Genomic DNA, 19,140 nt, shown 5'->3' with positions numbered 1-19,140 from the left:
GCCGGCAGTGTCGTTATTGTGTGTCGCGACGTTCCCACACCTCGAAGGCGTAGAAGGGTGTCTCGGCGCTGGCCGGGTGCTCGACGCTGGAGCTCATGTGCCAGTGCGCCTGGTCAACCTCGGGGAAGAAGGCATCGCCCTCGGGATCGAGGCCGACCCGCGTCAGGTACAGGCGATCGGCCTGCGCCAGGCCCAGCTCGTAGAGCTGCGCGCCGCCGATCAGCATCAGCTCTTCGGCATCCTCTTCACAGGCCCAGGCGTCGGCACGGGCGATTGCCTCTTCCAGGGAGGCGAACACCTCGGCACCCTCCAGGCTCAGGCCCGGCTGGCGACTGACGACGATGTTGAGGCGCCCCGGCAAGGGCCGGCCAAGCGAGTCCCAGGTCTTGCGACCCATGATGATCGGCTTGCCCAGGGTCAGTGCCTTGAAGTGCTTGAGGTCCGCCGGCAGGTGCCAGGGCAGTTGGTTGTCGCGGCCGATGACGCGGTTGTGCGCGAGGGCGGCGATCAGCGAAAGGGGGAGTGTCTTGTTCATGACGGCGAGCATAGCAGAGCGACCAAGTGACGAGCAGCTCACAGCCCGAGCAACCGGCCATCGGTTTGTCGCCGAATCGTCATCGTCCATGCGCCAGGCTTTGCGCTCCCACCCGAGCAAGGAGATGCCGCGATGATATCGAACCTGTTGCGCACAGGACTGCTGTGCGCAGGATTGCTGAGCGCTGCGCTGCCGGTGCAGGCCGACACCGTGCAGAACGCCATCGACTGGGCCCAGCGCCAACCCGGCACACAACCACAGCACGCGCATGCTGCGCGCAAGCCGCTGGTGATCGCGCACCGTGGCGCCAGCGGTTACGTGCCCGAACACACCCTGGCCGCCTACGCCCTGGCCGTGCTGCAAGGTGCCGATTATGTCGAGCCGGACCTGGTGATGACCCGCGACGGGCAACTGGTGGCGCGCCATGACAATGAGCTGGGCCTGACCACCGATGTCGCCCAGCGCCCCGAATTCGCGGCACGCAAGCGCACCCAGACGGTCGACGGCGTCAGCCTGGAAGGCTGGTTCAGCGAGGACTTCACCCTGGCCGAGCTGAAGACGCTGCGCGCCATCGAGCGCATCCCGCAGGTCCGTCCGGGCAATACGCGCTTCGACGGCCAGTTCGAAATCCCGACCCTGCAGGAAATCATCGACCTGGTGAAGAGCCTGCAGCTCAGCCAGCAACGGGTGATCGGCCTGTACCCGGAAACCAAGCACCCCACCCACTTCCAGCAACTCGGCCTGGCCATGGAGAAACCGCTGCTGGCCGTGCTCAAGCGCAACGGCTACGCCAGCGCCAAGGCGCCGGTGTACATCCAGTCCTTCGAGGTGGAGAACCTCAAGACCCTCAGCCGCATGACCTCGATCCGCCTGATCCAGCTGCTGTGGACGGACGGCCAGCCCTACGACCAGCAGGCACTCGGCACCGACCTCAGCTATGCGCAGATGATCACGCCCAAGGGCCTGAAAGCCATCGCCCGCTACGCCAGCGGCATCGGTCCGGAGAAAGGCATGATCATCCCGCGTGATGCAGCCGGCAACCTGACCACGCCGACCAGCCTGGTGAGCGACGCCCATGCCGCCAGGCTCAAGGTACACCCCTATACCTTCCGCGCCGAGAACGCCTTCCTGCCTGCGGACCTGCGCAACGGCAGCGATCCGACCGCACGCGGCGACATCGACGCCGAACTGCGCACCTTCCTCGCCACCGGCATCGATGGCCTGTTCATCGACCAACCGGATATCGCCGTACGCCTGCGCGAACAGCGCTGATTCGCACGGGGGCGGATCAGGGGTTATCCTCAAGCCCTGATCCGCACGACGAGACGCCGCGTGACTGACGCCTCCTCCCCCACCGCCTTTCAACGCCTCTGGCTCAGCGAGACGATCCGCCTGCGCGAGGAACACGCCGGCCCGCTCGAAGATGCCGAGGCCAATCGCCTGGCCCGCGCCGAGCACGGCGATCTGGCCACGCGTATCCAGCAGCGGGCCCTGCTCCTGGCCCGTCGCGACGGTCAGTGGCAAGCCCTGCAACATTGGCTGCAGGGCGCACGCCTGTCGGGCCTGCTGCTGGCCGTGCTGGCCCTGTTCAGCGGAGCCGGCCTGGCCTTCGCGGCGCTGGGCGACGGACGCCAGCCGGTCAACGTGTTCTGGGCCCTGGGCAGCCTGCTCGGCCTCGACCTGCTGATGCTGCTCGGCTGGCTGATCGGCCTGCTGCTGACCCGCGACCACCCCGGCGCCCTCGGCCGCCTGTGGCTCTGGCTCAGCGACAAGCTGGCCCGCGATGCCAGTGCCGCCCACCTGGCGCCTGCCCTGTTGCTGATGCTGCAGCGCCAGCGCCTGACCCGCTGGGGCCTGGGCCTGCTGAGCAACGGCCTGTGGACGCTGGCCATGCTCGCCGCCCTGGGCACCGCACTGCTGCTGCTCGCCACACGGCGCTACGGCTTCGTCTGGGAAACCACCATCCTCGGCGGCGACAGCTTCATCGCCATGACCCAGGCCATCGGTGCGCTGCCGGCCCTGCTCGGCTTCAGCCAGCCCGACGTCGCACTGATTCGCGCCAGCGGCGACGCCGCCATCGCCAGCGAGGTCGCCCGACAGAGCTGGGCCGGCTGGCTGATCGGCGTGCTGCTGGTTTACGGCCTGTTGCCACGCCTGCTGCTGACGTTGCTGTGCCTGTGGCGCTGGCTCAGCGGCAAGGCAGCGCTGCGCCTGGCACTCGACCTGCCCGGCTACGACCTGCTGCGCCAACGCCTGCAGCCGGACAGCGAGCGCCTCGGCGTCTGCGACCTGGCGCCGGCCACCCTGCACCAGCCGCAAGCCGGCGCCAACCCGCAAGCCGGCAGTGGCGCGTTGCTGCTGGGCCTGGAACTGGATGAACGGCGCAGCTGGCCGCCCCTGCAACTGCCCAGTGGCGTGGCCGATGCCGGGGTGATCGACAGCCGCGAGCAGCGCCGCCAGTTGCTCGAACAGCTGACCCGCTTCCCGCCCGAGCGCCTGGTCATCGCCTGCGACCCGCAGCGCTCACCGGATCGCGGCAGCCTGGCGCTGCTCGGCGAACTGGCGCGCTGCGCGGCCGCCACGCGCATCTGGCTGCTCTCGCCAGCGCCCGGCGCGAGCCTGGACAGCGCGCGCCTGGCCGACTGGCACCAGGCCCTCGACAGACTGGGCCTGCAGCATGGCGACAGCGCGCCACTGAACTGGCTGGAGAGCGGACATGACTGAACAGGCTCGACGCACGCCTTTTTCATCCACCAGTCGCCGCGGTGGATGGGTGAAGCGTCATCCACCCTACAGTCCGTATCCGGGAATGAACCACAGCCGCTTCCCGGATTGCATCCGCGCTACCCGACTGAACTGGCTGGAGAGCGGGCATGATTGAACAAGCTCGACGCAGGGTGGATGACGCCCTTTTCATCCACCAGTCGCCACGGTGGATGGGTGAAGCGTCATCCACCCTACAGTCCGCATCCCCGACCGAGGCCGCGCCATGAGCCCACCGCTGAAACTCGCCCTGGTCGGCCACACCAACGTCGGCAAGACTTCGCTGCTGCGCACCCTGACCCGTGACGTCGACTTCGGCGAGGTCTCGCCACGCGCCAGCACCACGCGCCACGTCGAAGGCGCGCGCCTGTCGGTGGACGGCCAGGCCCTGCTGGAGCTGTACGACACCCCAGGCCTGGAAGATGCCATCGCCCTGCTCGACTACCTGGAACGTCTCGATCGCCCTGGCGAACGCCTCGACGGCCCGGCGCGCCTGAGCCGCTTCCTGGAGGGCAGCGAGGCGCGCCAGCGCTACGAGCAGGAAGCCAAGGTGCTGCGCCAGCTCATGGCCTGCGATGCCGGGCTGTACGTGATCGATGTGCGCGAGCCGGTGCTGGCCAAGTACCGCGACGAACTGGCCGTGCTGACCATGTGCGGGCGCCCGCTGCTGCCCGTGCTCAATTTCGTCGCCAGCAGCCAGCACCGCGAAGGCGAGTGGCGCGAGGCCCTGGCGCGTCTCGGCCTGCATGCGCTGGTGGCCTTCGACAGCGTGGCGCCCCCCGAAGACGGCGAGCGCCGCCTGTACGAAAGCCTGGCCCTGCTGCTGGAGCGTTCGCGGGCGCAACTGCAGCGCCTGATCGAGGATCACCAGGCACAGCGCCAGGCCCGCCGCCAGGCCGGCAAGCGCGTGGTCGCCGAGTTGCTGATCGACTGCGCCGCCTGCCGGCGCAGCGTCGCCACCCAGCCGCTGCTGGAGCAAGGTGCCATCGCCGAACTGCGTGACGCCATCCGCCAGCGTGAGCAGCGCTGCGTCGAGGCGCTGCTGCGCCTGTACGCCTTCCGTCGCGACGATGCCAAGGCCGCGGAGCTGCCCCTGCTCGACGGCCGCTGGGGTGACGACCTGTTCAACCCGGAAACCCTCAGGCAGCTCGGCATCAAGGTCGGCGGCGGCATGGCCGCAGGCGCCGCGACCGGGGTCGGGGTCGACCTGCTGGTCGGCGGCCTGACCCTCGGCGCAGCGGCGGCACTGGGCGCGCTGATCGGCGGCAGTGCGCAGACCCTGCGCAACTACGGGCAACGCCTGAAAGGCAAGTTGCAGGGCCAGCGCGAACTGACCGTCGACGACGCCGTGCTGCGCCTGCTCGCCCTGCGCCAGCAACAGCTGCTGGCCGCGCTGGACCGGCGCGGCCACGCCGCCATGGACGCCATCACCCTCGGCGCCCCGCAGGAAAACCTCTGGCGCCAGGGCAAGCTGCCCGCCCCGCTCAACGTCGCACGCGCCCACCCGCAATGGTCGTCGCTCAACCCTGGCGCACGCCTGGAGGACGCCGAGCGCCAGGAGCAGGTGCAGCGACTGGCCGCGCAACTGGCCGAGGCATGAAGAGCCTGAACGTCCTCACCACGCTGCGTCGCTGGCTGCAGCGCAGACGGCTCGAGCGCACGCCGGTGGACACGACCGATCACGTCTCGGTGGAGATGATCGACAGCGAACTCGGCGACCGCATTCTCGACAGCCTGAAGGCAGAGGGCTGGCGGCAGGTCGCGCAATACAGCCCGCTGGCCTTCGACAAGGGCATCGACTACGACAGCTACCGCCTGCGCCGGGGCCTGGATGAGCTGAGGCTGGAGTGGGACAACTGGCTGGAATGGAGGATCAGCGGGCCGCGCGAAATCATCGACGAGATCGCGCGACGCTTCCCGCTGCAGACCGAACCCCAGGCAACGCCTGAGGTGCCGCCTCAGAGTTCCTCGCCCAGGTAGTCGCTCACCGTTCGCGGCCATTGCGGATCATCCATGATGCCCAGCACCGCGCGGCTGATCGGCTCCCGCAGCGGGCTGCCGCTGCGCACTAGGAAGCCGTAGCTCTGGTTCTCGAAGGTGCCGGGCAGCACTTGCAGGCGCGCACCGACCAGCTCGCGGTTGCGGTATTGCAGGATGGGTTTGTCGTAGACGATGGCGTCGGCCTCGCCCTGCTGCACAGCCAGCAGCGCCTTGCCCAGGCTCGGGTAGTCGCTCTGGCGGATACGCTGCTCCTGCAGCCAGTGCGAGCTGGCCGTGCGCTGCACGCTGGCGACATGCGCGCCTTGCAGGTCGCCGGGGCCCTGGATGGCGCCCTGCAGATTGCTCACGGTCAGGGCCGTGGTCATCGCCGCGGTGAAGGTCGAGACCATGATCAATGCGGCGAACATCCACACCACCGCGACCAGCCGGCCGCCTAGCGTCACTGGCGACTTGTCGCCATAGCCGACGGTGGTCATGGTCACGGCAGCCCACCAGAAGCCATCGCCCAGGCCGCGCACCGGCTCCTCGGGGAACTGCTCGCGGTTGCGCCGGCGCTCGAAGAACCAGATCAACGCCCCCACCAGCATCAGCACGGCAGCCAGGCCCAGCACCACGCTGATGAACCGCCAGGAGAACAGGCGCTTGAAGGTCGTCCACCAGCCCGCCGAGGCGGTGGCCGGCACCGCGATGGCGAGGCCGGTGAAGTAGAACGGATGGGTGAAGTCGAAGCGCGCCTCGCGCTCGGGGGTCATGGTCATCGCCCCGACCACGACATCGACCTTGCTCTGCTCCAGGCTGTCGAGCAGGCGATCGAAGGGCATCGCCTCGTACTGGAAGGCATAGCCGTTCTTTTCGGCGATGGCATTCCACAGGTCGATGCTGATGCCGCTCCAGCTGCCGTCTTCGTGCTTGATCACGAACGGTGGCACTTCGGTGATGCCGACCCGCAGCGGCGTGGTCTCGGCGTGACTCGTCAAACAACTGCAGATCAGCAGCAGGGCCAGTGCGATGCGGCTCACGGAGGACTCCCTTTTCACTCGTTGAGGGAAAAGGGTAGCAAATTGCCCCCGCCTGCGGGCCTGCCTCAGACCGCGACCGGCGCCTTGATGTGCGGATGGGCCTCATAACCGACCAGTTCGAAGTCCTCGAACCTGAACGCCAGCAGGTCCCTGACCTCGGGGTTCAGCTTCATGCTCGGCAGCGGCAGCGGCTGACGGGTCAGCTGCAGGTCGGTCTGCTCGATGTGGTTGGCGTACAGGTGGCAGTCACCGCCGGTCCAGATGAACTCGCCCGGCTGCAGGCCGCAGACCTGCGCCACCATCAGCGTCAGCAGGGCGTAGCTGGCGATGTTGAAGGGCACGCCGAGGAAGATGTCCGCCGAGCGCTGGTAGAGCTGGCAGGACAGCTTGCCGTCGGCGACGTAGAACTGGAACAGCGCGTGGCAGGGCGGCAGCGCCATCTGCTCGACCAGCGCCGGGTTCCAGGCCGAGACGATCAGGCGGCGCGAGTCCGGGTTGCTGCGGATCATCTCGACCAGCTTGCTGATCTGGTCGATGGACTCGCCATTGGGCGCCGGCCAGCTGCGCCACTGGTAGCCGTAGACCGGGCCGAGGTTGCCGTTCTCGTCGGCCCACTCGTCCCAGATGCTGACGCCGTTGTCCTTGAGGTACTTGATGTTGGTGTCGCCCTGGAGGAACCACAGCAGCTCGTGGATGATCGAGCGCAGGTGACACTTCTTGGTGGTGACGATGGGAAAGCCGTCGGCCAGGTCGAAACGCATCTGGTAGCCGAACACGCTGTAGGTGCCCGTGCCGGTACGGTCTTCCTTGAAGGTGCCGTGCTCACGCACGTGGCGCATCAGGTCGAGGTACTGTTTCATCAGGCGGCTCCTTGTACGGGCTGGCGCTTGTAGGCGTAGGCGATCAGGCCGATGCCACCGAGGATCATCGGCAGGCAGAGGATCTGACCCATGGTCAGCCAGCCCCAGGCCAGGTAGCCGAGCTGGGCATCCGGCACGCGGACGAACTCGACGATGAAGCGGAACACCCCGTAGCAGGCGGCGAACATCCCGGATACGGCCATGGTAGGACGCGGTTTGCGCGAGTAGAACCAGAGGATGACGAACAGCGCCACGCCTTCCAGGGCGAACTGGTACAGCTGCGACGGGTGGCGCGCCAACTGTTGCGGATCGGTGGGGAAGATCATCGCCCAGGGCACGTCACTGGCCTTGCCCCACAGCTCGGCGTTGATGAAGTTGCCGATACGCCCGGCACCGAGGCCGATCGGCACCAGCGGTGCGATGAAGTCCATCAGCTCGAAGAAACTCTTGCCGTTGCGCTTGCCGAACCACCAGGTCGCCAGCATCACCCCGATCAGGCCGCCATGGAAGGACATGCCACCCTCCCAGACCCGCAGGATCTTCGCCGGCTCGGCGAGGTAGGCCGACAGGTCGTAGAACAGCACGTAGCCGAGGCGTCCGCCGAGGATCACCCCCATGGCCACCCAGAACACCAGGTCGGACAGCTTGTCCTTGTTCCAGCTCGCGTCGAAGCGTGCCAGACGACGCGAGGCCAGCCACCAGGCGCCACCGATGCCGATCAGGTACATCAGGCCGTACCAGTGGATTTTCAGGGGACCGAGGGCGATGGCCACCGGGTCGATCTGCGGATAAGGCAGCATCCAGGACTCCTTAGATGAGAAAACTCAGGCCCACGCTGAACAGCAGCAGGGCAAACAGTCGCTTGAGCAGACGCGGCGACAGGCGATGAGCCAGGCGCGCGCCGATACGGGCAAAGAACATGCTGGTCACGGCGATCCCCAGCAAGGCCGGGAGATAGACGAAGCCCAGGCTCCACTGCGGCAGATCCGCTTCGTTCCAGCCGGTGTAGACGAAGCTCAGCGCCCCGGCGATGGCGATCGGCAGGCCACAGGCCGCCGAAGTCGCCACGGCCTGCTGCATCGGCACGCTGCGCCAGACCAGGAACGGCACGGTCAGCGAACCACCGCCGATACCGAAGATCGCCGAAGCCCAGCCGATCACCCCGCCCGCCAGCGTCAACGTGGGCTTGCCTGGGACACCGCCGCTGGCCTTGGGTTTCAGGTCCAGCACCATCTGCACGGCGATGACGATGGCGAAGGTTCCGATGATCTTCTGCAGCAGCGGCCCCTGGATCAGCGCGGCGGTCATGGCCCCCAGCGCCGCCCCCAGCAGAATGCCGCCGGTCAGCCAGCGAAACAGCGGCCAGCGCACGGCCCCCATGCGGTGATGCGCCAGCAGCGAGTTGATCGAGGTGAAGACGATGGTCGCCAGGGACGTGCCGACCGCCAGGTGGGTGAGGATCTCCGGCGCCATGCCCTGCGAACTGAAGCTGAACACCAGTACCGGCACGATGATCAGGCCGCCGCCCACGCCGAACAGGCCGGCCAGCACACCGGCGGCCGCACCGAGCACCAGGTAGAGCAGCAGTTCCATCGACACCCCCGAAAACAAAGCGGCATGGTAGCGGAAATGCCCACTCAGCGGCATACGGATCGACGGAACGGTTGCCGCTTTCCCCACGGCTCGCTAGCCTGCCAGGCTCTGCCATCAGAGGAACTCTCATGTGCCTGATCGTCTTCGCCTGGCAGCCGCAGGGCGCCATGCCCTTGCGCCTGGCAGCCAATCGCGACGAATTCTACGCGCGCCCCAGCGCCGCGCTGAGTGAATGGCAGGAGGCCCCGGGCGTATTCGCCGGGCGCGATCTGCAGGCCGGTGGAACCTGGCTGGGCGTCACCGCCGAGGGCCGCTTCGCCGCCCTGACCAATATCCGCGACCCGGGCCAGAAGATCGGCCCGCGCTCGCGCGGCGAACTGACCGCCGACTACCTGCGCGGCCAGGCTGCACCGCAGGCCTACCTGGAAACCCTGATGGCGCGGGCAGCCGACTATGCCGGCTTCAACCTGCTGCTCGGGGATGCGACTCAGCTCTGGTACTTCAACTCCCAGGAAAGGCAGGCGCATCGCCTGCAAGCCGGCGTCTACGGCCTGTCCAACGCCGGGCTGGACACCCCCTGGCCCAAACTGCTGCTGGCCAGAAGCACCCTGCAGGAGCGCCTCGATGGCGCTGACGAGGAGCTGCTGGCACTGCTGGCCGACCACAGCCAGCCAGCGGAGCACCTGCTACCGGACACCGGCATCGGCCTGGCCACGGAGCGCCTGCTGTCGAGCGTGTTCATCGCCAGCGCCGCCTACGGCACGCGCGCCAGCACCGTGCTGAACCTTGGTCAGGATGGGCACTGGAACATCGTCGAACGCAGTTTCGGGCCGCACGGCGCCGTGTTGGGCGAAGTCAGGGTAAGCAGGTAGCCCGGATGCAATCCGGGGAGCTTCCGTGCGCAGTGGCCCCAGGTTGCATCAGGCCCAGGGATGACGCGCCCGCAGGCGCGCCGTTCACGCCTGGATGTTGGACGCCGGGTTGATCACCCGACCCAGACCGAGGTTGCGCAGCGCCAGATGCAGGGTGCTGTAGATCAGGTGCGGGTTGTCCATGCTCATCACCTGGCCCAGCAGTTCCCTGGCCTTGCTCTGGGTGATCTGGCGCAGCAGCCATTTCACCTTGGGCAGGTTGGTGGCGTTCATCGACAGCGAGTCGAAGCCCATGGCCAGCAGTAGCACCGCCGCCGCCGGGTCACCGGCCATCTCGCCGCAGATGCTCACCGGCTTGCCCTCGGTATGCGCATCGTTGACCACCTTCTGCAGGGCCTGCAGCACCGCCGGGTGGAGGAAGTCGTAGAGATCGGCCACCCGCGGGTTGTTGCGGTCGACCGCCAGCAGGTACTGGGTCAGGTCGTTGGAGCCGACCGAGAGGAAGTCCACCTGGCGCGCCAGCTCGCGCGTCTGGTAGACGGCGGCGGGAATCTCGATCATCAGGCCGATGGGCGGCAACGGCACGTCGGTGCCCTCGTCACGGACCTCGCCCCAGGCACGGTGGATCAGGTGCAGGGCCTCTTCCAGCTCCTGCGTGCCGGAGATCATCGGCAGCAGGATGCGCAGGTTGTTCAGGCCCTCGCTGGCCTTGAGCATGGCACGCGTCTGCACCAGGAAGATTTCCGGGTGATCGAGGGTCACGCGGATGCCACGCCAGCCAAGGAAGGGGTTCTCTTCCTTGATCGGGAAATAGGAAAGCGCCTTGTCCCCGCCGATATCCAGGGTGCGCATGGTCACCGGCAGCGGGTGGAAGGCCTGCAGCTGCTCACGGTAAGTGGCCAGCTGCTCCTTCTCGCTAGGGAAGCGCTCGTTGATCATGAACGGCACTTCGGTGCGATACAGGCCCACACCCTCGGCCCCGCGCTGCTGGGCGCGGGCGACGTCGGCGAGCAGGCCGGTGTTGACCCACAGCGGCATGCGCTGGCCGTCGAGGGTTTCGCAGGGCAGCGCGCGCAGGGCATCGAGCCCTTCGGTGAGCTGACGCTCCTCCTCGACCACATCGGCGTACTGCTTGCTCAGCAGCTCGCTGGGGTTGGTGAAGACTTCACCGTGGTAGCCATCGACGATCAGCTTGATGCCGTCGATCTTCGAATACGGCAGGTCGACCACGCCCATGACCGTGGGAATGCCCATGGCGCGAGCGAAGATGGCGACATGGGAGTTGCCCGAGCCGGTCACCGAGATCAGGCCGGCCAGCTTGCCTTCCGGCACTTCGCCGAGCATCGCCGGCGACAACTCCTCGCTGACCAGAATGGTGTTGTCGGGGTAGACCAGCGAGGTCTTGCGCTCTTCCTGCAGGTAGGCGAGCAGACGCCGGCCCAGGTCGCGCACGTCGGAGGCGCGCTCACGCAGGTAGGCGTCGTCCATCAGCTCGAAGCGCTTGACGTGGTCGAGCACCACCTGGCGCAGGGCGCCCTGCGCCCACTGGCCACTCTTGATGACCTTGCGCACCTCGTTACCCAGGGCGGCGTCATCGAGCATCATCAGGTAGACATCGAACAGCGCGCGTTCTTCCTTGCGCAACTGGGTCGCGAGCTTCTCGGACAGCTCCTGCATGTCCTCGCGCACCCAGCCCAGCGCCTTGTCGAACAAGGCCAGCTCGGCGTCGATGTCATCGACGTTGCGGTCCGGTACCACATTCAGATCGGCCGGGGGCAGCACCACGACAGCGGTCCCCACCGCTGCCCCCGGCGCACCCGGCACGCCGACGAACTTGGCCTCCTGCACGCCCTTGCCCTGGCGCCCCAGGCCGCGAATCGAACCGGTGGCCTCGGCGTGGGCGATCACGCCGGCGAGCTGGGCGCTCATGGTCACCAGGAAGGCTTCCTCGCCTTCGTCGAACTGGCGACGCTCCTTCTGCTGCACCACCAGTACGCCCATGACCCGGCGATGGTGGATGATCGGCGCACCGAGGAAGGAGGCGAAGCGTTCCTCGCCGGTTTCGGCGAAGTAGCGATAACGCGGGTGGCTGGCGGCGTCTTCGAGGTTCAGCGGCTCCTCACGGGTCCCGACGAGGCCGACCAGGCCTTCGTTGGGCGCCATGCTGACCTTGCCGATGGAGCGCTTGTTGAGGCCCTCGGTGGACATCAGGACGAAGCGATTGCTTTCCGGGTCGAGCAGATAGACCGAGCAGACCTGGCTGCCCATCGCTTCCTTGACCCGCTGCACGATGATCGACAACGCCGCCTTGAGATCCTTGGCGGCGTTCACTTCCTGGACGATCTTGCGCAGCGTATTGAGCATGCTCGATTGGGGTCCGTATCAGTCGCGCACGATCAGGCGCGGGGCGAGTTCCTTGAGCGCGCGGCGATAGACCTCGCGCTTGAATGTGACCACCTGGCCCAGCGGGTACCAGTAGCTGACCCAGCGCCAGCCATCGAATTCGGGCTTGCCGGTCAGGTCCATGCGTACGCGCTCCTCGGCACCGGTCAGGCGCAGCAGGAACCACTTCTGCTTCTGCCCGATGCACAGAGGCTGGCTGTGCGTGCGCACCAGGCGCTGCGGTAGACGATAACGCAACCAGCCTCGGGTGCAGGCGAGGATCTTCACATCCTGCTCTTCGAGCCCGACTTCTTCATTGAGTTCGCGGTACAACGCCTCTTCGGGCGATTCGCGATCATTGATGCCGCCTTGCGGAAACTGCCAGGCATCCTGATTGATGCGCCTGGCCCAGAGCACCTGGCCGACATCATTGGTCAGGATGATGCCGACATTCGGGCGAAAACCATCAGAGTCGATCACGGCAAGCAACCTCGTACACGCAAGTTCCGGCATTGTTCCACAAAGCCGAGTCCAGCAGCAACGCGGGTTTGGCGGCAGTGGGAAAGCCCGGCCAAAGCGGCTATTCTGGCGCGCCCCACGCGGGTGTTCACGAGGCCGCGAGCGCCGTCAGGCATGGCGAAACCCGTCGAAAAGAGGCTGTGTACCAGCGGTACATGCACATTTTTCGCCAGGTTCCGAGCCGACCGGGACGAGCGCAGCAGGCTGCAGATACTCCCCAATCCCTTTGCAGAACAGGTACAGAATCGTGCGTTTGGCCCTTTTCGATCTCGACAACACCCTGCTGGCCGGTGACAGCGACCATAGCTGGGGCGAATTCGTCTGCCAGCGCGGCCTGGTCGATGCAGCCGAGTACCTGGCACGCAACGACGCGTTCTATGCCGACTACTGTGCCGGCAAGCTGGACGTGGTGGCCTACCAGAACTTCAGCCAGGCGATTCTCGGGCGCAGCGACATGGCACAACTGGCGCAGTGGCACCGCGAGTTCATGGCCGAAGTGATCGAACCGATCATCCTGGCCAAGGGCGAGGCATTGCTGGCCGAACACCGCGCCGCCGGTGACAAGCTGGTGATCATCACCGCCACCAACCGCTTCGTTACCGCGCCCATCGCCGAGCGCCTGGGCGTGGACACCCTGATCGCCACCGAGTGCGGCATGCAGGACGGTCGCTACACCGGCCAGATCACCGGCATTCCCTGCTACCAGGGCGGCAAGGTGACCCGCTTGAACGCCTGGCTGAGCGAGACGGGCCACAACCTGGACGGCGCCTATTTCTACAGTGACTCGCGCAACGACCTGCCGCTGCTGGAGGCCGTGGCCAACCCGGTAGCCGTGGACCCGGACGACGTGCTGCGCGCCACCGCCAGCGAGCGTGGCTGGCCGGTGATCTCGCTGCGCTGAGTACGGGCTGAAGCTGGCTTCGCGGCTGCAGCCGCTCCTACGCAGGCCATCGCCAGCCGCTGTCGTGTAGCCCGGATGCAATCCGGGCCACTCTGCTCAGACGGGCTTGGCGCCCATCAGCGCCATGATGGCGATCAGCAGCACGAGAATCAGCCCGGCATAGATCAGGCACAGGCGCTTCAGCGAAGTGGGCGCCGGCGCATCGCCCAGCGCGCGCCAGGCGGCCAGGCGCCCGGCCAGCAGCAAGCCGAGCAGCATCATCACGCCATAGAGGATGCTGCCCAGCAGCAGCCAGGTCTGCCCCAGCGGCCAGCCGGCGGTGTCCACCAGCCAGTAGCCACTGAGCGGCAGGCTCAGCGCCAGCACGGCAAAGGCAGGCAGGCTGAACAGCAGGGTCACGCGCAGCTTGCGTGCCAGCACGGCGGCATCAGCGCCGCGCTGCGCCTTGAACAGCATGAACGCGTGCGCGATCAGGCCGAGCAGCAGCAACACGCCAGGGGCGCTGTGAAGAATACGAACCAGCAGATAGTGCTCCATCGAGGCTTCCTTTTTAGGTAGGGCGGGTGCAACCCACCAACGCGCTCCGGCGGGTTACCCCCGCCCTACGGGTTCGAAAGTATCAGCCGAGAAACAGGCGATAAGCGGGGTTTTCGCTCTCGTCCCAGTAGGGATAGCCGATGGCGTCCAGGGCTGCCGGAACCAGGTGCCGCTCATCGTCAGGCACCTGCAGGCCAGCCACCACGCGACCGTCGGCGGCGCCATGGTTGCGATAGTGGAACATCGAGATGTTCCAGCGCCCACCCAGCTTCTGCAGGAAGTTGAACAGCGCGCCCGGCCGCTCGGGGAACTCGAAGCGCAGCACCATCTCGTTGCTCACCCCGGCCGAATGACCGCCGACCATGTGGCGGATGTGCAGCTTGGCCAGTTCGTTGTCGGTCAGGTCCAGCACCGGGAAGCCCTGCGCACGCAGGCCCTCGACCAGCGCCTGGCGCGGATCGTTCTCCGGATGGGTCTGCACGCCGACGAAGATGTGCGCCTCGCGGTCGGTGTGATAGCGGTAGTTGAACTCGGTGATCTGGCGCTTGCCCACCGCCTCGCAGAAGGCCTTGAAGCTGCCCGGCTGCTCGGGAATGGTCACGGCGATGATCGCCTCGCGCTTCTCGCCCAGCTCGGCGCGCTCGGCGACGTGGCGCAGGCGGTCGAAGTTGACGTTGGCGCCGGAGTCGATGCCCACCAGCACCGCCCCCTTGGCGCCCTCGCGCTCGACGTACTTCTTGATCCCGGCCACGGCCAGCGCACCGGCAGGTTCGGTGATCGAGCGAGTATCGTCGTAGATGTCCTTGATCGCCGCACAGATCTCGTCGGTGCTGACGGTGATCACCTCGTCGACGTGATCCTTGCAGATGTCGAAGGTGTGCTGGCCGATCTGCGCCACCGCCACACCATCGGCGAACAGCCCGACCGTCGGCAGCACCACGCGCTCGCCGGCGGCCAGAGCCGCCTGCAGGCAGTTGGAGTCGTCCGGCTCGACGCCGATCACCTTGATCTCCGGGCGCAGGTACTTCACGTAGGCCGCGATACCGGCGATCAGGCCGCCGCCGCCGACCGGCACGAAGATGGCATCGATATGCCCCTGGTGCTGACGCAGCACCTCCATGGCCACGGTGCCCTGCCCGGCGATCACCAGCGGGTCGTCGTAGGGATGGATGTAGGTGTAGCCCTTCTCCTCCACCAGCTTCAGCGAATGGGCCAGCGCCTCGGGGAAGGCGTCGCCGTGCAGCACCACCTTGCCGCCCCGCGAGCGCACGCCCTGCACCTTCAGCTCCGGCGTGGTGCGCGGCATGACGATGGTGGCCTTGACGCCCAGGTGCTTGGCGGCCAGGGCCAGGCCCTGCGCGTGGTTGCCTGCCGAGGCGGTGACCACGCCGCGTGCCAGCTCCTCCGGCGACAGCTGCGCCAGCTTGTTGTAGGCGCCACGAATCTTGAACGAGTACACCGGCTGCAGATCCTCGCGCTTGAGCAGAATCTGGCTGCCCAGTCGCTCGCTGAGCTGACGGGCGGGTTGCAGCGGGGTTTCCACCGCGACGTCATAGACGCGCGAGGTGAGGGTCTTCTTCACGTACTGTTCGAGCATGGCGATTTCGCAGGCGTTCGGGCTTGGGAAGGGACTGCCGAGTCTACCCCAGCGCCGCGCCGGGCGACCATACGAAACACGCGGGTTTTGCCCCCGTCGGCGCAGCACTTGCGGCTATAATTCGCGCCTCAAGTCTCCCTCACTCCCAGGCACAGACCCGCGATGAACCAGGATCAGCTGAAACAGGCCGTGGCCCAGGCCGCCGTCGACCACATTCTTCCCCGCCTCGACAGCAAGAGCATCGTCGGCGTCGGCACCGGCTCCACCGCCAACTTCTTCATCGACGCCCTGGCCAAGCACAAGATGGACTTCGACGGCGCAGTGGCCAGCTCGGAGGCCACCGCTGCCCGCCTGAAGGGTCACGGCATCCCGGTCTACGACCTCAACGCCGTCAGTGACCTGGAGTTCTACGTCGACGGCGCCGACGAGAGCGACGAGCACCTCAATCTGATCAAGGGCGGTGGCGCCGCCCTGACCCGCGAGAAGATCGTCGCTGCCGTGGCCAAGACCTTCATCTGCATCGCCGACGCCAGCAAGCTGGTGCCGGTGCTGGGCGCCTTCCCGCTGCCGGTGGAAGTCATCCCCATGGCGCGCAGCCACGTGGCCCGCGAGCTGGTCAAGCTGGGCGGCGACCCGGTGTACCGCGAGGGCGTGCTGACCGACAACGGCAACATCATCCTCGACGTGCACAACATGTCGATCACCGATCCGGTGAAGCTGGAAGCCGATATCAACGCCATCGTCGGCGTGGTCACCAATGGCCTGTTCGCCGCCCGCCCGGCCGACCTGCTGCTGCTCGGCACCGCCGAAGGCGTGAAGACGCTCAAGCCCTGAGGCGCCAGCAGGTGCTTCGATCGTGCTCCGGATGACATCCGGGGCAAGCGCATCGGACACCCCCGGATTGCATCCGGGCTACGGCGTCGCCTGATCGAGCAGGCGGCGCAGCTCTTCGCTGAGAGGCATCGGCTTGAAGGCACTGACCCGCGCCCGCCCGCTGTTGCCCAGCGGCACCCAGAGGCGCGAGAACAGCAACGCCGCCAGGATACGCGGCAGCTGCCCCAGCACCTCGCGCACATCACCCAGCTGCCAACCGGCGCGCAGCATCAGCCAGTGCGCACGGGCATGCAGCCAGGGACAACGCTGGGTCAGGACATGCGCACGCTCCAGCCAGGGCAGTGCCTCGGCAGCCCGCGCGCCGGCCAGGGCGGCCAGGGCCTGGGCGAAGGCCTCGTCGACGGCCAGTTGCCAGTTCTCGTTCATCCTCGATGCCCTCATTTGCGCAGCAGGCGCAGGCCGTTGAACACCACCATCAGGCTCACCCCCATGTCGGCGAACACCGCCATCCACATGGTCGCCTCGCCCGCCAAGGTCATGCCCAGGAAGACCGCCTTGATCCCCAGCGCCAGCACGATGTTCTGCAGCAGGATCGCGTGAGTCTGCCGCGACAGGCGGACGAATGCGGGAATCTTGCGCAGATCGTCGTCCATCAGGGCGACATCCGCCGTCTCGATGGCGGTATCGGTTCCGGCGGCGCCCATGGCGAAGCCAATCTCCGCCCTGGCCAGCGCCGGTGCGTCGTTGATGCCGTCGCCGACCATGCCGACCACCTTGCCCTGCGCCTGCCGCGCCTCGACCCAGGCCAGCTTGTCCGCCGGCAGCAGGTCGCCACGCGCCTCATCGACACCGACCTGCTCGGCGATGGCGGCGGCCGTGTGGGCGTTGTCGCCGGTGAGCATGCAGGTACGCACGCCCAGTTCGTGCAATTCACCGACCGCCTCGCGGCTGCTCTGGCGCACCGTATCGGCCACGGCGAAGAGCATCAGCGCGCGCTGCTCGTCGCACAGCACCACCACGCTCTTGCCCTGCCGTTCCAGGGTTTCCAGGCGCTCTTCCAGCTGCGCCGAGCAGAGCCCGAGGTCTTCGACCAGACGGTGATTGCCCAGGTACAGCAGGGTACCGTCGACCACCCCCTGGGTGCCCCGCCCCGGCAGTGCCGCGAACGCCTCGACCTCGCGCAGCACCCGCCCCTGCTCCTCGGCATGCAGGGCCAGCGCCCGTGACACCGGGTGATCGGAACGTGCGGCCAGGCTCGCCGCCCACACGGCGTGCAGCGGCTGCTCCGCCTCCAGCAAGTGGAGGCTGTCGGTCTGCACCGGCTTGCCGTGGGTCAGGGTGCCGGTCTTGTCCAGCGCCAGCATGGCCAGATGACGGCCGTTCTCCAGGTACACGCCACCCTTGACCAGGATGCCCTTGCGCGCGGCGGCGGCCAGGCCACTGACGATGGTCACCGGAGTGGAGATCACCAGTGCACAGGGGCAAGCCACCACCAGCAACACCAGGGCGCGGTAGATCCAGTCGAGCCAGGCGCCGCCGATGACCAGCGGCGGCAGCACCGCGACCGCCAGGGCGAAGGCGAAGACCGCCGGGGTGTAGATGCGCGAGAACTGGTCGACGAAGCGCTGGGTCGGTGCACGCGAGCCTTGTGCCTCCTCCACCGCATGGATGATGCGCGCCAGCGTGGTATCGCGCGCCGCCGCCGTTACGCGGAACTCCAGCGAACCGGCTTCGTTGATGGTGCCAGCGAACAGCGGATCGCCCACGCGCTTCTCAACCGGCAGGCTTTCTCCGGTGATCGGCGCCTGGTTGACCGTCGAGCTGCCGCCAACGACCTCGCCGTCGAGGCTGATGCGCTCGCCGGGGCGCACGCGCACCAGCGCATCCACGGTGATGCCCTGCACGTCCACCTCCTGCCAGCTGCCGTCGGCCTGCCTGACCGTGGCGCGCGGCGGGGCCAGGTCCATCAGCCCGCGAATGGCATTGCGCGCCCGGTCCAGCGAGCGCGCCTCGATCAGCTCGGCCAGGGTGAACAGCACCATCACCATCGCCGCCTCGGGCCACTGACCGATGAGCACCGCACCGGTCACGGCGATGCTCATCAGCGCATTGATGTTGAGGTTGCGGTTCTTCAGGGCGATCCAGCCCTTCTTGTAGGTGGTCAGGCCACACAGGCCGATGGCGGTGATGGCCAGCAGCGCCACCAGCCAGTCAGGCCCCAGCGTCGCGAAGTGCACCCCCTCCGAGGCGGTCGCCGCGACAGCAGCCAGCAGCAGCGGCCAGGCGGACTTCTTCACGGGCTCGGCGGCCGCTGCCTGCGCGGCATCGTCCTGTTCCAGCTGCGGGGTGAAGCCCAGGCCGCGAATGGCCGGCAACACCTGGGCCAGCGCACCGTCGTCATGGCTGACGGTCAGCACCCGCTGCAGCAGGTTGAACTGCAGCCCCGCCACACCGGGCAGACGCCCCAGCGCATCGCGGATCAGGCGTTCTTCCGTGGGGCAATCCATCTGCTCGATGCGGATACGCGTATTGACCGCCCCGGTCAGCGGCTCGTCGGCGAACGACGACTGCGCGGCGCCGTGCTCATGCCCGGCATGATCGTGATCGTGGCCGTGCTCATGACGAACGGGTGACGGTTCGGGCGAATGGTCGCAACAACGACTCATGGCAACTCTCCTTCAAGTGAGTGTTGCCGAGTACACACCCTGTAGTCACTATAGGGTCAAC

At 67.2% G+C, this 19,140-nt stretch carries 18 protein-coding genes; 7 read left to right on the top strand and 11 right to left on the bottom strand.

Going from position 1 to position 19,140, the window contains the following annotated elements; all coding sequences use genetic code 11:
* Positions 1-13 precede the first annotated feature (13 nt).
* Positions 14-535 (bottom strand): dihydrofolate reductase, encoded by a 522-nt coding sequence (locus EPK82_RS09300; protein WP_244229898.1) that lies wholly within the window; start codon positions 533-535, stop codon positions 14-16.
* A gap of 132 nt (positions 536-667) precedes the next feature.
* Here EPK82_RS09300 and EPK82_RS09295 point away from each other — a divergent pair, with 132 nt between their 5' ends.
* From EPK82_RS09295 to EPK82_RS09280, 4 genes are all read left to right on the top strand, one after another.
* A complete protein-coding gene (locus EPK82_RS09295) occupies positions 668-1,807 on the top strand; it encodes a glycerophosphodiester phosphodiesterase (RefSeq protein ID WP_037055198.1) in 1,140 nt (379 codons plus the stop codon).
* A gap of 60 nt (positions 1,808-1,867) precedes the next feature.
* Positions 1,868-3,259 (top strand): DUF2868 domain-containing protein, encoded by a 1,392-nt coding sequence (locus tag EPK82_RS09290; RefSeq protein WP_134676390.1) that lies wholly within the window; start codon positions 1,868-1,870, stop codon positions 3,257-3,259.
* Positions 3,260-3,524: 265 nt separating this feature from the next.
* The gene (locus EPK82_RS09285; protein WP_134676389.1) at positions 3,525-4,898 is read left to right on the top strand and encodes a GTPase/DUF3482 domain-containing protein; all 1,374 of its coding nucleotides are present in this window, start codon (positions 3,525-3,527) and stop codon (positions 4,896-4,898) included.
* Positions 4,895-5,278, top strand: a complete 384-nt coding sequence (locus EPK82_RS09280; RefSeq protein ID WP_134676388.1) for a hypothetical protein — start codon at positions 4,895-4,897, stop codon at positions 5,276-5,278. The genes EPK82_RS09285 and EPK82_RS09280 overlap by 4 nt, the downstream gene beginning before the upstream one ends.
* Here EPK82_RS09280 and EPK82_RS09275 read toward each other — a convergent pair.
* The 4 genes from EPK82_RS09275 to EPK82_RS09260 all read right to left on the bottom strand — a co-directional run bounded on the left by EPK82_RS09275 (position 5,257) and on the right by EPK82_RS09260 (position 8,771).
* Complete coding sequence (locus EPK82_RS09275; RefSeq protein WP_279634989.1) at positions 5,257-6,318, bottom strand: transporter substrate-binding domain-containing protein; 1,062 nt, start codon at positions 6,316-6,318, stop codon at positions 5,257-5,259. The two genes, EPK82_RS09280 and EPK82_RS09275, sit on opposite strands and share 22 nt — an antisense overlap.
* 65 nt (positions 6,319-6,383) lie before the next feature.
* Positions 6,384-7,178: a thymidylate synthase gene (locus EPK82_RS09270; RefSeq protein WP_037055209.1), complete on the bottom strand. Its 795-nt coding sequence runs from the start codon at positions 7,176-7,178 to the stop codon at positions 6,384-6,386.
* Positions 7,178-7,978: a prolipoprotein diacylglyceryl transferase gene (gene lgt, locus EPK82_RS09265; RefSeq protein WP_037055211.1), complete on the bottom strand. Its 801-nt coding sequence runs from the start codon at positions 7,976-7,978 to the stop codon at positions 7,178-7,180. The genes EPK82_RS09270 and lgt overlap by 1 nt, the downstream gene beginning before the upstream one ends.
* A gap of 10 nt (positions 7,979-7,988) precedes the next feature.
* Positions 7,989-8,771, bottom strand: a complete 783-nt coding sequence (locus EPK82_RS09260; protein WP_134676387.1) for a sulfite exporter TauE/SafE family protein — start codon at positions 8,769-8,771, stop codon at positions 7,989-7,991.
* Positions 8,772-8,899: 128 nt separating this feature from the next.
* Here EPK82_RS09260 and EPK82_RS09255 point away from each other — a divergent pair, with 128 nt between their 5' ends.
* Positions 8,900-9,643 carry an NRDE family protein gene (locus EPK82_RS09255; RefSeq protein WP_134676386.1) on the top strand — a complete coding sequence of 248 codons (744 nt, stop codon included), beginning with the start codon at positions 8,900-8,902 and terminating at the stop codon, positions 9,641-9,643.
* A gap of 84 nt (positions 9,644-9,727) precedes the next feature.
* Here EPK82_RS09255 and ptsP read toward each other — a convergent pair whose 3' ends face one another.
* Positions 9,728-12,007 (bottom strand): phosphoenolpyruvate--protein phosphotransferase, encoded by a 2,280-nt coding sequence (ptsP, locus tag EPK82_RS09250; protein ID WP_037055218.1) that lies wholly within the window; start codon positions 12,005-12,007, stop codon positions 9,728-9,730.
* 18 nt (positions 12,008-12,025) lie between these two features.
* Complete coding sequence (locus EPK82_RS09245; protein ID WP_021445072.1) at positions 12,026-12,505, bottom strand: RNA pyrophosphohydrolase; 480 nt, start codon at positions 12,503-12,505, stop codon at positions 12,026-12,028.
* A 286-nt stretch (positions 12,506-12,791) separates the two neighbouring features.
* Here EPK82_RS09245 and EPK82_RS09240 point away from each other — a divergent pair, with 286 nt between their 5' ends.
* A complete protein-coding gene (locus tag EPK82_RS09240; RefSeq protein ID WP_134676385.1) occupies positions 12,792-13,445 on the top strand; it encodes a histidinol-phosphatase in 654 nt (217 codons plus the stop codon).
* A gap of 96 nt (positions 13,446-13,541) precedes the next feature.
* Here EPK82_RS09240 and EPK82_RS09235 read toward each other — a convergent pair whose 3' ends face one another.
* Positions 13,542-13,982: a DUF2269 domain-containing protein gene (locus EPK82_RS09235; RefSeq protein ID WP_134676384.1), complete on the bottom strand. Its 441-nt coding sequence runs from the start codon at positions 13,980-13,982 to the stop codon at positions 13,542-13,544.
* A gap of 82 nt (positions 13,983-14,064) precedes the next feature.
* Complete coding sequence (ilvA, locus tag EPK82_RS09230; RefSeq protein WP_037055227.1) at positions 14,065-15,579, bottom strand: threonine ammonia-lyase, biosynthetic; 1,515 nt, start codon at positions 15,577-15,579, stop codon at positions 14,065-14,067.
* 162 nt (positions 15,580-15,741) lie between these two features.
* On the opposite strand from ilvA, the gene rpiA reads away from it, so the two are divergent.
* Entirely contained in the window at positions 15,742-16,413 is a 672-nt protein-coding gene (gene rpiA, locus EPK82_RS09225) for a ribose-5-phosphate isomerase RpiA (protein ID WP_037055230.1), read from the top strand.
* 78 nt (positions 16,414-16,491) lie between these two features.
* Here the strand turns inward: rpiA and EPK82_RS09220 are convergent, their stop codons facing one another.
* Positions 16,492-16,839, bottom strand: coding sequence for a DUF3703 domain-containing protein (locus EPK82_RS09220; RefSeq protein ID WP_134676383.1), 348 nt, complete (start codon positions 16,837-16,839; stop codon positions 16,492-16,494).
* 11 nt (positions 16,840-16,850) lie between these two features.
* Entirely contained in the window at positions 16,851-19,079 is a 2,229-nt protein-coding gene (locus EPK82_RS09215; RefSeq protein WP_134676382.1) for a heavy metal translocating P-type ATPase, read from the bottom strand.
* Positions 19,080-19,140 lie beyond the last annotated feature (61 nt).

The organism is Ectopseudomonas khazarica (assembly GCF_004521985.1).
In the GTDB taxonomy this organism is placed as follows: Bacteria; Pseudomonadota; Gammaproteobacteria; order Pseudomonadales; family Pseudomonadaceae; genus Aquipseudomonas; species Aquipseudomonas khazarica.
Note: the sequence above shows the minus strand (reverse complement) of the source record. Positions and strands in the feature narration are given on the sequence as shown.